This window comes from uncultured Roseobacter sp. (genome assembly GCF_947495275.1).
Taxonomy (GTDB): Bacteria; Pseudomonadota; Alphaproteobacteria; order Rhodobacterales; family Rhodobacteraceae; genus Roseobacter.
This window is the reverse complement of sequence record NZ_CANLYL010000004.1, coordinates 220,012-234,097: the sequence shown is the minus strand read 5'-3', so window position 1 is coordinate 234,097 and position 14,086 is coordinate 220,012. Positions and strand designations below refer to the sequence as shown.

The window sequence follows — 14,086 nt, the reverse complement described above, 5'->3', positions numbered from 1 at the left end:
TCCCTAAATCTTCTTGTTCTCAAATCGGTCCGTCAGTCACGCTCCAACTCGAAAAACAGTGTTGTCAAAGGGGGCAGCGTGATCTCAATCGAATGCGCCCTCCCAGACGCAGCGATGTGTTCGCTGTGAACGCCCCCCATGTTTCCCCGGCCATCCCCACCGTAGAATTCAGAATTTGTGTTTAAACGCTCAACCCAGCGTCCTTGTTCCGGGACACCGATGCGACGCTTTGACCGCTCGACGGGGGTGAAGTTCGACACCACCAGAACCGGGTTGGTTCCCTCGACCCCGCGGCGCACCCAAACGAGGATACTTTCATCGCCATTGTTCTCTTCAACCCATTCAAAACCCTCCGGTTTTGTGTCCAGTTGATAGAGCGCCGGCTGGTCTCGATAAAGCTTGTTGAGATCGCGTACCAGCGCCTGCATGCCACTGTGCAGGTCAATGTCGAGCAGGTGCCAGTCGAGGCTGCTGTCGTGGTTCCATTCCAGACCTTGCGCAAATTCACAGCCCATAAAGAGCAACTTCTTGCCCGGATGCCCCCACATGAAACCGTAGTAGGCGCGCAGATTGGCGAATTTATCCGCGCCCTGCCCGGGCATCTTGTCCAGCATCGAGCCTTTGCCATGCACCACTTCGTCGTGGCTAAGCGGCAGGATAAAGTTTTCCGAAAACGCGTAGTGCAGTCCAAAGGTCATCTTGGAGTGATGGTATTTGCGGTGTACCGGATCCTCGGCCATGTAGCTGAGAGTGTCGTTCATCCAGCCCATGTTCCACTTGAAACCGAACCCCAGCCCGCCCGCATCGGTGGGCGCGCTGACACCCGGGAATGCGGTGGATTCCTCCGCCACCGTCATGATGCCCTCAACCGCGCCATAGGCCGTTGTGTTCATGTTCTGGAGGAAGGCAATCGCTTCCAGATTTTCGCGACCGCCGTCCTTGTTGGGGATCCATTCGCCGTCCTTGCGGCTGTAATCGCGATAAAGCATCGAGGCCACGGCATCGACACGCAGCCCGTCAATGTGATGTTCCTGTAACCAGTAAAGAGCGTTTGCGATCAGATAGTTGGAGACCTCTGCCCGCCCGTAGTTGAACACCATCGTGTTCCAGTCCGGGTGAAACCCCTCCTTCGGGTCGGCATGTTCGTACAGCGCTGTGCCGTCGAATTTGGCCAGACCATGTGCGTCTTCCGGGAAGTGCCCCGGCACCCAGTCCAGCAGGATACCGATATCCGCCTTATGGGCCGCTTCAACGAAAGCGCGGAATTCTTCGGGGGTGCCATGCCGGATCGTGGGTGCAAAAAGCCCGACCGGCTGATACCCCCAGGAGCCGTCAAAAGGAAACTCGGAAATCGGCATCAGTTCGATGTGCGTGAAACCCATGTCCTTGGCGTAAGACACAAGCTGTTCCGCGTGTTCGGCATAGCTCAGCGGGCGGTTGCCCTCTTCAGGCACCCGACGCCACGACCCCAGATGCACCTCATAGATGGATATCGGTTGGTCAAAACGCTGCGCGGCAACGCGTTTCGACATCCACCCTTTGTCCTGCCATTTAGGGTCTGAGATGTCGCGCACAACCGACCCTGTACGCGGCGGGTGTTCCGCGCCAAAACCAACCGGGTCGGCTTTTTGCGGCAAAAGGTGGCGATTGCCGTCCAGCACCTCGAATTTGTAAACATCCCCTTCACCAATCGCAGGCACGAAAGTTTCCCAGACGCCGGTCTGACCGCGTCTGCGCAAAAGATGCCGCCGACCGTCCCAGGTGTTGAAATCACCCACGATTGAGACACGCGCCGCATTGGGCGCCCAGACCGCGAAATGTGTCCCTTGCACGCCTTCGTGCTTCATGACATGTGCGCCCAGAACATGCCAAAGCTGCTGATGGGTGCCTTCGCCGATCAGATACTCGTCCCAGGCGCCCATGACCGGGCCGAAACGATAGGGATCATCCGCCACCCACTCATGCCCGTCCCGCGAGACACGCAGGTGATAGTCAAAGCGTTTCTTGCGCCGCGCAGCCACCCCTTCAAACAGACCATCCGCGCCGGCAACCGGTTTCAGCGCCGCAATTTTGCGGCCGGTTTTGGGATCAACCGCATCAATGCTCTGCGCACCGGGAACAAAAGCCCGTACCGTCAGCTTGCCCGCAACCTCATGCAGCCCGAGAACGGAGAACGGATCACCGTGGCAGCCTTCAACGATATCCTTGGCATCTTGTGGGGCGAGTGACACGTCAGTTTCCTTTCTAGGCCACGTCCTGGCGCGACCCGCGCGGCGCGATCAGGCTGGGGGCTTTCCAGATGTCGCGGGCATAGCCGCTGATGGTCCGGTCCGAGGAAAACCAGCCCACACGCGCAGTGTTCAGAGCGGCCATCCGCGTCCATGCCGTTTTGTCGGCAAATGCCATGTCCACGGTACGCTGCGCTTCGAAATAGCTGTCAAAATCGCAGGTCACGAGGAAATAGTCATGATTTACAAGCCCTTGCACCAATCCTGCGTATCGCCCTTTGTCGGAGGGTGAAAACACACCGGTTTCGATCTGGGTCAGAACACGCGCCAGTCGCGGGCTCGCCTCAACGGCGCGGCGGGCGTATTCAGGCACTGCTCGTCGCGCCGCGACCTCTGCCGCTGTCAGGCCAAAGAGAAAGAAATTTTCCGCTCCCACACACTCACGAATCTCAACATTCGCGCCGTCCAGAGTGCCGATGGTGGGCGCGCCGTTCAGTGCGAATTTCATGTTGCCGGTGCCGGAGGCTTCCTTGCCAGCGGTTGAAATTTGTTCCGACAGGTCCGTCGCCGGGATCAGGATTTCCGCCATCGAGACGTTGTAATTTTCCGGATAGACAATCTGCAGATAATCTTTGGTGGCAGGGTCCGCGTTGATGACTTTTGCCGCATCGTTGATCAGGTGAATGATTTCTTTGGCAACCACATAGCCCGGCGCCGCCTTGCCGCCAAAAATCTTGACGCGCGGCGTCCAGTCGGCATTCGGATTGTCGCGAATGTCGTTCCACAGCGCCACGGTTTCGAGCAGGTTCATCAACTGGCGTTTGTATTCGTGAATGCGCTTGATCTGCACGTCAAACATCGCCGCAGGGTCCAGATTCACCCCGTCGCGCACCTTCAACCAGTTGGAAAGGCGGGCTTTATTGGCATCCTTGGCGCTCTGGAACCGATCCAGAAAGCCCGCGTCATTGGCATGTGCGCTCAAGCCTTCAAGTTGTTGCAGGTCGTCCGGCCAACCGGTGCCAATGGTCTCGTTGATCAGATTGCGCAGTGGCGGGTTGCAGGTATAAAGCCAGCGCCGCGGTGTGATCCCATTAGTCTGATTGATGATCCGGCCGGGGTAGTCGCCATGAAGATCGGCGAAAACCGTCTGCTTGACCAATTCGGAATGCAGCGCCGAGACCCCATTGACGTGATGAGCCATGATGAAGGCCAGCTCGCCCATTTTGACCTCACCATGCTCGATGATCCGCACGTCGCTGCCGGTGGCCGCAAGGTGGGCCGCTTCAATCAGTTGGATGATGCGGTGGTGACGGGGCAAAACCCGAATAAAGAGATCTTCAGGCCAGCGTTCCAGCGCTTCGGGCAAAAGCGTGTGATTGGTATAGGCCAGACAGCCCCGCGCCGTGGTGATCGCCTGCCCCACTTCAAACCCGTGCTCATCCATGAGCAAACGCACCAGTTCCGGTCCCGCAATGGCCGGATGTGTGTCGTTCAACTGGATGGCCACATGTTCGGGAAGCTGGCGCAGGTCACCGTCTTCGCTCAGGAACCGGCGCAGCAGGTCCTGAATGGAGGCCGAGGTAAAGAAATACTCCTGTTTGAGGCGCAGTTCCTTGCCAATATCGGTCGTGTCATCCGGATAAAGCACCCGGCTGATCGTGCGTGCCAAAGCCTCTGGCGCGCTAGCGGCCATATAATCACCGCGATTGAAGCTCTCCAGATCGAAGGCGGTGGTGGGCTTTGCCGCCCAAAGTCGCAGGGTATTGGCCCATTGTGCCTGCCAGCCAACGACGGGCGTATCATAGGCAGAGGCCATGACAGTCTCTGCCGGGTGCCAGACGGATTTGCCGTCCTCGTCGGCCACATGTCCCCCGAAATCAATCGGATAGCTGACTTCCGGACGCTCGAATTCCCAGGCGTGGCGTTGGGCCAGCCAGGTTTCCGCGGTTTCCATCTGAGCGCCATCCTCAAAATGCTGCTCGAAAAGCCCGTGTTCATAGCGGATACCGTAGCCATAGGCGGGGATGCCCAACGTTGACAGTGAATCCATGAAACAGGCCGCCAGACGCCCAAGCCCCCCATTGCCTAAAGCCGCATCCGGCTCATTGGCGACAACGGCGCTGTAGTCCTGGCCCAAGGCCGTCAACGCCTCTTCGGCAACCTTTTCCATGCCCAGATTGACCGCGACATCCTCGATCAGACGCCCAATCAGGAATTCCATCGACAGGTAATAAACCCGTTTACCGCGGGCCTCATAGGTTTTGCGCGTGCTTTCAAACCACGGATCAACCACAAGGTCGCGCAGCGCCAGCGACAAGGACATGCGCCAGTCATACAAGGACGCGTGGCTTTCGTCCTTGCCCAAAGAATGTTTGAGGTGGCGTAGAATTTCAGCGCGAAATTCTTGCGAGGAAACAGAAAGGTTACTCATAGCGGACAATCGTTCTCTTTACTTGTTGCGGACCGGCAAAGCCCATTTTGAAGGATGCTTTACAGCGGCACTAACCGTTTTTGAGCCAAAGATACACCGCATCCTCAAAGTTCATGCGACCATGGAGGGTTGGCCCCTGCACGCGCGACCGTTACCGCCGCGACTTTTGCGCCAAAACTCAAGGCACTATGCATTTCAGGTGCGCCAATCCGGGATAATTCGGACTTTTTCAGTAGCCCGTTATCGGCCAGATTTGCCAGCACACCGGCATTAAAGGTATCCCCTGCCCCCACGGTATCGACAATTTCGACAGGTTGTGCCGCGACATCAATCTGCCGACCATCCGCGAACAGCGCGGTGGCACCATCCCCGCCTTTGGTGATAATGACGGCGTGCACACCCTTGCTGCAAATCCCGGTGGCTTTTTCCGTCATGCTCTGGCTTCCCGGGACAATCCAGTCGAGGTCCTCATCGGATACCTTGACGATATCGGCGACAGCAATCATCTGATCCAATCTTGCCCGATACCGCGCTTCGTCCTTGATAAATGCGGCTCTGATGTTTGGATCAATCATGATCAGACGGAGCCCCGCTTCACGCAGCGCAAGAGCCGCATAAAAATCCGCGCAAGGCTCGCTGATCAGGCTGATGCCCCCGAAGTAAAGGGCCGAAACCGTGTCAGGCAGCTCCGGCAATTGATCAGGCGTCAAACTGCGACCGGCGGTATTTTCATCATAAAAGGTGTAGGTGGCGTGACCGTCCTGCAACTGAACAAATGCAAGCGTCGTCGGCAAATCCGACTTTACCACCAGACTGCAGTCAACTTTGCTGTCAACGAGGGATTGCGACAGTTGTACACCAAATAGATCACGCGACAGCCCGGTCACAAATCCGGTCTTCGCGCCCAGACGTCCCAGCGCGATTGCCGTATTGAACACAGCGCCCCCCGAATGCGGCACAAAACTGTTATGACCTTCCCCGGAAAGGCTCGGGATCATATCAATCAAGGCCTCGCCACAACACAGTATCATTTACTGTCTCCTGTCTTTCTTGCTGCGCCTATCGTAAGCTCTCGGCTCGCCCGTTACCGCTAACATAGCCATTGAGTCAATGGCTATGTCGATCTGCGACGATCGGGACCTAACTGCTCAGGCGCGACGGCAATGTTGCAACGGCGGAGAATGTGTCTCCGTTCAGATACATACGCAACGTGTCTTCGGTTCCGTTCGTCTGGAGAGATTTCAGGCAAGAGGCAAACAATTCGGCGAAATCGGCGTTTGCCCCCACATCCCCATAGATTTCGCTTTGTTGCAACCAAAGATGAGGGTCGGTCTGTGCGGCAACCGCCACACTATGCAGATTGTCCCAGCTCGGGTCATTTGGTGGAATTTCCTGACCGGCGTCCGTGCGACCGGCGCAGTAACGGCACCAAAGGGCAGCACTTAACGCCAACCCGATGGGCATGTGCCCCTGCGCCAGATCATCGCGGATGGAAGGAATGGTGAACTTGGGTTGCCGGTTTGATCCATCCAGACACAAGCGTGAGATCTGATCTGCGACACCAGTGTTTTCCACGCGCTTGCAAATGAGGTCAAGGTATTCATGTGCAGTAAATCCAGGCACATCCGCCACGAGATGCAAGACATCCTCCGTCAGCACTTTGCGTAGAAAGGCCCGTATGATGGTATTTCTCAACGCATCATGGGCAAATTCCACACCCATCAGAGCCGCCGGATAGGCCAGAATTGCATGCCCCCCGTTCAGAATGCGTATCTTCATCTTCTCGAAATCGTGGATGTCTTTGGTGAAGGTCACGCCAACAGCTTCCAGCTCCGGGCGGCCATTTACAAAATCATCTTCCAGAACCCATTGCCGAAAGGGCTCACAAAAAACGGGGAAGTTATCGGTGATCCCGAAGTTCTCAGCCAAGGATGCCCGCTCCCTGTCACCCGTGGCAGGTGTAATCCGGTCAACCATCGCGTTGGGGAAACTCACATGATCGGAGATCCATGCCGCCAAGTCACCATCCATCGCCCCTGCCATTCCCATGACAGCAGCGCGGGCGGCATCGCCATTCCCGGGCAGATTGTCACATGACATCACGGTAAACGGCGCGTCACTGGCAGATTTCCGGGCTGCCAGAGCGGTAACAAGAGCGCCGAAGACGGTATTCGCCGATCCCGGCGTGGCAATGTCTGCCGCGACAAGCGGGTGGGTAAGGTCGAATTCCCCGGTTGCGCTGTCAACGAAATATCCCCCTTCGGTGACGGTCAGAGAGACAATGCGGGTTACGGGATCTGCCATCTGGCTCAAAAGTGGCAAATTGGCTGTGGGTTCGACCTCCACAAAATCGATCATGCTGCCCACAATTTGCGCCTGAAGATCTTCGCTCTCAACTTCGACGACAGTGTAAAGCCAGTCCTGCTCTGCAAGATCGGCGCGCATGCGGGCATCCGGAGCACGTACGCCTGCGCCGCATATGCCCCAGCTGGGGTCGGCGCCGGTGTTGTGCAGGGCATCCAGATAGAACGCCTGATGCGCGCGGTGGAAGTTGCCAACACCGATATGGAGGATGCCGGGCTTCAGAAGCGATCGGTCGTATCGGGGCACCGCAACAGTCGGGCCAAGAGAGGTCAGCGCGTTTTCGTTCAGCTTGATCATGTCAGCTCATCCAGTTCCCGCCATCTACGTTGTAGGTTTGTGCAACGATGTATTCGGCCTCATCTGAGGCCAGAAAAACCGCCATACCCGTCAGATCGTCGGCCTTTCCCATGCGTCCGAAAGGGACATCCCCCGCCACCAGGCGTTTCTTTTGCCCCGGTTGAAGATTTTCATAAGCCGCAAACTTCGCATCGACTTCATCCCAATGGGCACCATCAACCACGCCCGGGGAAATCGCATTCACGTTGATGCCGTGTTTGATCAGGTTCAATCCGGCCGACTGCGTCAGGCTGATGACCGCCGCTTTGCTGGCGCAATAAACAGCCACGAGAGGTTCTCCACGTCGGCCCGCCTGACTGGCCATGTTGATGATCTTGCCGCCCTTGCCTTGGTCGATCATCCGATGAGCAACCGCCTGCATCATGAAAAGACAACCAGAGACGTTGATACCAAACACACGATCGTAGCTGTCACGGCTGATGTCGACGATAGGTGCCAGATCGAACACCGCCGCATTGTTTATCAGAATGTCGATACGGCCAAAGTGATCTATCACCGCCTGGACGCAGGCATCGATTGACGTCTGATCCGTTACATCGACATGGCAGGCAAAGGCGTCATTGCCCAAGCCATCCGCAATCGTTTGAGCCGACAGAAGGTCGATATCCGCCACTGCCACATTCGCGCCTTCGAGGGTATAGGCACGGGCAAAAGCCGCCCCTATCCCCCGACCAGCGCCTGTGATCAATGCAACCTTGTCGGCAAGGCGTTTCAAATTGACAGGCCCTGCGCGTCAAACTTGTGCACACGGTCTTCCTGCGGATTGAGGAAGATTTTCTCGCCGTATTCCACTTTCAGGTCGCCGCTGGCGCGCACGTTGATCATGCTGCCGTCGTCCAGCTTGACATGCAGAAACGTGTCAGAGCCAAGATGTTCGGACACGCCGACGGTCCCGCTCCATTCGCCACTCTCGGCCGAAACATCAAGATGTTCGGGCCGGATGCCGATGCTGTCCGCATTGCGTTTTTGCGCCGATGCACCGCTGACGAAATTCATCTTCGGGCTGCCAATGAAACCCGCGACGAACTTGTTGACGGGTCGCTCATAAAGCTCCAGCGGGCTGCCCACCTGTTCGATGTAGCCATCATGCAGCACCACGATCTTGTCGGCCATTGTCATGGCTTCAACCTGGTCGTGGGTCACGTAGATCATGGTCGTCGTCAGGGTCTTGTGAAGGTCACAGATTTCCAGCCGCATGTTGACCCGCAAAGCCGCATCAAGGTTCGACAGCGGTTCGTCAAAGAGGAATGCCGAAGGTTCACGCACAATCGCACGGCCAATGGCCACCCGCTGCCTCTGCCCGCCCGACAACTGACCCGGACGCCGGTCGAGATAATCCGTCAGGTTGAGGACCTTGGCCGCGGCATTGATGCGCTTGTCGGCTTCTGCCTGATCCATCCCGGCCATCTTCAGCGGGAAGTTGATGTTCTTGCGTACCGACATATGCGGGTAAAGCGCATAGGACTGGAACACCATCGCCAACCCGCGTTTGGCAGGCGTGGCGTTGGTGGCATCTGTGCCGTCGATTTCGATGGCGCCGGAGGTGAGGTCTTCCAGCCCTGCGATCAGCCGCAGCAATGTGGATTTCCCGCAGCCCGAGGGGCCGACAAAAACCACGAACTCACCATCGTTGATTTCAAGATCCAGCGGCGGAATGACTTCCACATCACCGAAGCTTTTGGAGACTTTGCTAAGTTTAATGCTTCCCATGATCTTGTTCCTTTACTTCACCGCGCCGAACGTCAGGCCGCGGACGAGTTGTTTCTGGCTGAACCAGCCCATGATGAGGATAGGTGCGATGGCCATTGTCGAGGCCGCCGAGAGTTTCGCGTAAAACAGGCCCTCCGGGCTCGAATAGCTCGCAATGAAGGCCGTCAGCGGAGCTGCTTTTGCAGCCGTCAGGTTGAGCGTCCAGAAGGCTTCGTTCCAGGCAAGGATGAAGTTCAGCAGCAAGGTTGATGCAATGCCCGGGATCGCCATCGGCGTCAGAACATAAATGATCTCTTTGGACAAAGACGCGCCATCCATCCGGGCCGCTTCGAGGATTTCACCAGGGATTTCCTTGAAATAGGTGTAAAGCATCCAGACGATGATCGGCAGGTTGATCAGCATCAATACAATGGTCAGACCAATGCGTGTGTCCAGAAGACCAAGTTTGATGAAGAGCAGGTAGATCGGATAAAGCACACCGACCGCCGGCAACATCTTGGTGGAGAGCATCCAGAGCAGGATGTCCTTGGTCCGTTTGGAGGGTACAAAGGCCATCGACCAGGCCGCCGGAACAGCGATGATCAGACCGAGCACCGTTGAGCCCCCCGCGATGAAGACCGAATTCCACAAGAAGCGCATGTAGTTTGAGCGTTCCTGCACCACGGCGTAATTCTCAAGCGTCCAGTCAAAGAACAGGAAGACCGGCGGGTTGCTGATGGCCTGGGCTTCGGTTTTGAAGCTGGTCAGGATTGTCCACAGGATCGGAAAGAAGATCAGCAGACCGATGGACCAGGCGATTGCAGTGTTCAGAGCTTTGCGATTGTTTGTAACAGCACGTGCCATGATTTGCTCCTCACGCGTCCAGGTTTTTGCCGACGATGCGCATCAGGAAGATGGCAACGATATTGGCAAGAATGATGGCGTAGACACCGCCCGCAGACCCTAACCCGACATTCTGGCTTTCCAACACGCGCTGGAAGATCAGATAGGAGAGTGTCTTGGTGCCGAATGCACCGCCGGTGGTGACAAAGATTTCCGCGAAGATCGACAGAAGGAAGATCGTCTGGATCAACACGACAATGGTGATCGCGCGCGCCAGATGCGGCAGGATGAGATACCAGAACCGGCTCAGGAACGATGCGCCGTCCATTTCGGCGGCTTCCAGCTGCTCACTGTCGAGGGATTGAACGGCGGTCAGCAGGATCAGGGTGGCGAAAGGCAACCACTGCCAGCTGACAATCATGATGATCGACTGCATCGACGCCTGGCTCAGCCATTCAACCGGAGCCGCTCCGAAGAATTTCCAGACATAGGCAAAGAGCCCGTTCACCGGATCCATGAACATGTTTTTCCAGACCAGCGCCGACACGGTTGGCATAACAAAGAAGGGGGCAATCACAAGAATTCTGACGATGCCCTGGCCCCACATGGGCTGGTCAAGCAGCAACGCCAGTATGATCCCGAGGACAACCGTGATGATGAGCACGCCGCCCACGATCACCAGAGTAGCCTGCACACTTGGCCAGAAAGAACTGGACCCAATGAACCGTGTGTAGTTATCGAAACCGGCCCAGCCCAAATCGCCACCGCGCAGGGGCAAATATTTACGGAACGAGAACCAAAGCGTCATCGTCAGTGGCACAAGCATCCAGCCCAAGAGAAGGATCACCGCCGGTGCCATCATCAATCTGGCTGCTGATCGGGATTGTTGGGTCGCCATAACACATCTCCTCTGTTGACGGCCGCGATGGTCGCCTGGAAACAATCAGTCGAAGGGAACGGGTGGTAAGCGTCCGGAGGGCGGCGCACCGCCCTCCGAATTCGTTAGAAGCGGGCCTTACCGGTAGCCAGCAGCTTCCATAGCGTCGTTAGTCAGAGCCTGCGCTTTTTCCAGCGCTTCCTCTACAGACTGCTGGCCTGCATAGACTGCGGAAAACTCCTGGCTGACTTCAGTTGCAATGCCGGCGAACTCGGGAATTGCGACAAACTGGACACCGACGTATGGCACTGGTTTGACAGTAGGTTCATTCGGGTTCGCTGCATTGATGGAATCCAAAGTCATCTGCGCGAAGGGCACTTTCTGGTATTCCGGGTTGTCATACAGGGATTGCCGGGCACCCGGAGGCACATTGGCCCAACCTTCGTTTGCAGCGACCAGCTCAATGTAGCCAGTGGACGTTGCCCATTCGATGAATTCCTTCGCGGCATCAGCTTTCTGCGTGCCGGCAGGAATGGCAAGAGCCCATGCCCACAGCCAGTTCGAACGCTTGCCCAGTCCGGTATCGGGTGCGAGAGCAAAGCCCACTTTGTCGGCCACGGTCGAATCGTCGGGGTTTGTCACGAAGGACGCAGCCACGGTTGCGTCGATCCACATGCCGCATTTGCCTTGCTGGAAGAGCGACAGGTTTTCATTGAAACCGTTGGTCGCATATCCGGGAGGGCCGGATTCTTCCATCATGCCCACGAAGAACTTCAGCGCATTGGCCCATTCCGGCTGATCGAACTGCGCGTTCCAGTCTTCGTCGAACCAACGTGCACCAAAGGAGTTTGCTGTCACGGTGATGAAGGCACCGCCTTCGCCCCAACCGGCCTTACCACGCAGGCAGATGCCGTTGATCTCGTTGTCACGGTCCGTCATCGCAGCCGCAGCTTCGCGGATGAAGTCCCATGTTGGTGCTTTTGGCATTTCCATACCGGCCGCTTCCATCAGGTCGGTGCGATACATGACCATGGATGATTCGCCGTAGAACGGTGCCGCGTAAAGCGTACCATCGTGAGACAGGCCACCGCGCATGGCGGGCAGAATGTCATCAACGTTGTATTCTGCGGAAAGGCCATCCAGTGGCACCAGCCAGCCGTTCGCGCCCCAGATCGGTGTCTCATACATCCCGATCGTCATGATGTCGAAGGCGCCGCCTTTGGTTGAAATATCGGTTGTTACCCGTTGACGCAGAACGTTTTCTTCGAGTGTCACCCATTCGACCGTGTGGCCGGTCTTTTCGGTGAAATCATCCGTGTACCCTTGCATCCGGATCATGTCGCCGTTGTTAACTGTGGCGATTGTGAGCGTCTCTGCGGCGGCCGCAGTGGACAGCGCTGCGACAGCGCAAGCGCCCATAAGGCGACTTACTGTGTAGATCATTAGTTCCTCCCAAAACGTCAAATGAGCTTTTGCTCAATGTAGTGACAATTATTCATATTTATGTGCGCAGAAGTCAACCAAATTCTTCACGCGACACCTATTTTCGGTTGAATTATGCCAGTAGATAGCGCGCGCAGGTTTCGTCGGTAATCAGACCGGAAATAAGCTGCCCCTTCAGCGCAGCACCAAGCGCTTTGAATTTGCTCTCTCCGGCGGCGATGCACACCACCGGTGTTCCGGCCGTCCCCGCCCTCACGCCGTTGATCAGCGCATTTGAGCCGCCCTGCAAATACTTGCCGTCGCCGTCAAAGGCCCATCCAACGATTTCACCAACAGCACCGCGTGCCAGCAGCGCGTCTATGCCAGGTTTGTCGACAAAACCATCAATGATCATCGGCGCTGTTTCCGACACATCGCCGATGCCCACAAAGGCTATGTCGCATTCCCGTGCCAATTTCAGTGCCGTCTGTACGTGGCGCAATCCCAGATGGAAATCGCGGTCCGCCTCGTCTCGCGCGTGCAGTGGCAAGGCAAGCGGGAAATGGCGTGCACCCACCCGATCAGCCAAGCGCATGATGACCTGGTAGACGGTGGCGGAGCCATCCTGCGCGGCATTTCCAATCAACGAAACGAGCTTGTGCTTTGGGAAGTCAAGCACGGGCATTTCGTCAACCACCTGGCGCAAGGTGCGCCCGGTCCCGAGCGAAACGACGAGTTCATCGCTGTTACTTAGAACCCGTTCTATCTCCTTGGCGGCAATCGGTGCCACGGATTTCACCGGGTCCATTCCTTCCGGCAAAGAAGGGGCGACCCGCGCGAGTGTCAGCCCGAAACGCGATTTGAGCGCGCGTTCCAGTTCCAGACAGGCGGAAATCGGATGGTTGAGGCGCACGCCAATCAGCCCGTCGGCCACGGCCCGCGCCACCAGACGCTGGGCGCGCTGACGCGAAATGCCCAACTCGCGCGCAATATGATCCTGCGTCATGCCCCCCAGATAATACATCCAGCCGGCACGCGCCGCGAGATCAATCGCCAGTTCATCTGAACCTGATTTAGCAGCCATGGTTTTCTCCGTCCGGCCCGCGCCTCATGCTCGGCACATGCTCGAACAAAGCTTCGAAGTGATCTATCGTGAGGTGCGGCCCTTGCGGAAATCCTGCCACCTCGATCTCAGTAACGTCCATTTTGCGCATATGAGAGCCGCCTGTAAACCACACGGCTTGCATGCCTGCCGACAAAGCAGCCTGCAAACCAACACCGCTATCTTCGATCACCAGGCATTTGCCCGGTTGAACATTCAGGGTTTTGGCCACGTGAAGGAAGATATCCGGCGCAGGCTTGCCATTCGCCACTTGAGACGCCGTGAAAATGCGCCCTTCAAATCGATGCAACACACCCGTCAGGTCCAATGACCGGGTGACCCTGAGCGGACTGCTCGAGGTTGCAACGCAATAGGGAATTGCGAGCGCGTCGAGCAGGTCTTCAATACCATCCACAAGCTGTAGTTCGGTTTCAAAAGCTTCGAACAGGCGCTGGCGATAATCCGCTTCAAAATCATTTGGCAAACGAACCTGAAAAAGATCATAAACACAGCCTGCAACTGTCGGGAAAGACCGTCCCAAAAAGTGCTGGCGCACAAATTCCATATCAATCCGGATATCCCATTGCGACAGCAGACCAATCAGCGTACGCGCGCTGATGACTTCGCTGTCAATGACGACGCCGTCACAATCCAGGACCAGCAGGTCAGGTCTTTCCAGTGTGATCTTGCCGATGTCGTCCTGCACGTAGCCAGCCTCCGCCGTTTTGCGGACCTTCGCCAGATACGTTCTGGATTTCAACACCAAAGACAAT

The 14,086-nt window shown here is 56.8% G+C and carries 11 protein-coding genes; all 11 read right to left on the bottom strand.

Annotated features, from left to right (window positions below):
- Positions 1–32: 32 nt before the first annotated feature.
- Entirely contained in the window at positions 33–2,231 is a 2,199-nt protein-coding gene (gene glgB / locus Q0802_RS10160) for a 1,4-alpha-glucan branching protein GlgB (protein WP_298917386.1), read from the bottom strand.
- 13 nt (positions 2,232–2,244) lie between these two features.
- Positions 2,245–4,659 (bottom strand): glycogen/starch/alpha-glucan phosphorylase, encoded by a 2,415-nt coding sequence (locus Q0802_RS10155; protein ID WP_298917382.1) that lies wholly within the window; start codon positions 4,657–4,659, stop codon positions 2,245–2,247.
- Positions 4,660–4,763: 104 nt separating this feature from the next.
- Positions 4,764–5,690 carry a carbohydrate kinase gene (locus Q0802_RS10150; protein WP_298917380.1) on the bottom strand — a complete coding sequence of 309 codons (927 nt, stop codon included), beginning with the start codon at positions 5,688–5,690 and terminating at the stop codon, positions 4,764–4,766.
- Positions 5,691–5,799: 109 nt separating this feature from the next.
- Entirely contained in the window at positions 5,800–7,320 is a 1,521-nt protein-coding gene (locus Q0802_RS10145) for a mannitol dehydrogenase family protein (protein ID WP_298917378.1), read from the bottom strand.
- Position 7,321: 1 nt separating this feature from the next.
- Entirely contained in the window at positions 7,322–8,095 is a 774-nt protein-coding gene (locus tag Q0802_RS10140; protein ID WP_298917375.1) for an L-iditol 2-dehydrogenase, read from the bottom strand.
- Positions 8,092–9,090 carry an ABC transporter ATP-binding protein gene (locus Q0802_RS10135; protein WP_298917373.1) on the bottom strand — a complete coding sequence of 333 codons (999 nt, stop codon included), beginning with the start codon at positions 9,088–9,090 and terminating at the stop codon, positions 8,092–8,094. The genes Q0802_RS10140 and Q0802_RS10135 overlap by 4 nt, the downstream gene beginning before the upstream one ends.
- 12 nt (positions 9,091–9,102) lie before the next feature.
- A complete protein-coding gene (locus Q0802_RS10130) occupies positions 9,103–9,933 on the bottom strand; it encodes a carbohydrate ABC transporter permease (RefSeq protein WP_298917370.1) in 831 nt (276 codons plus the stop codon).
- 10 nt (positions 9,934–9,943) lie between these two features.
- Positions 9,944–10,810 (bottom strand): sugar ABC transporter permease, encoded by an 867-nt coding sequence (locus tag Q0802_RS10125; RefSeq protein WP_298917367.1) that lies wholly within the window; start codon positions 10,808–10,810, stop codon positions 9,944–9,946.
- Positions 10,811–10,927: 117 nt separating this feature from the next.
- Positions 10,928–12,208 carry a sugar ABC transporter substrate-binding protein gene (locus Q0802_RS10120; protein WP_298917841.1) on the bottom strand — a complete coding sequence of 427 codons (1,281 nt, stop codon included), beginning with the start codon at positions 12,206–12,208 and terminating at the stop codon, positions 10,928–10,930.
- A gap of 136 nt (positions 12,209–12,344) precedes the next feature.
- A complete protein-coding gene (locus tag Q0802_RS10115) occupies positions 12,345–13,295 on the bottom strand; it encodes a sugar-binding transcriptional regulator (protein ID WP_298917361.1) in 951 nt (316 codons plus the stop codon).
- Positions 13,285–14,076 (bottom strand): HAD family hydrolase, encoded by a 792-nt coding sequence (locus Q0802_RS10110; protein WP_298917358.1) that lies wholly within the window; start codon positions 14,074–14,076, stop codon positions 13,285–13,287. The genes Q0802_RS10115 and Q0802_RS10110 overlap by 11 nt, the downstream gene beginning before the upstream one ends.
- Between the last annotated feature and the right edge of the window lie 10 nt (positions 14,077–14,086).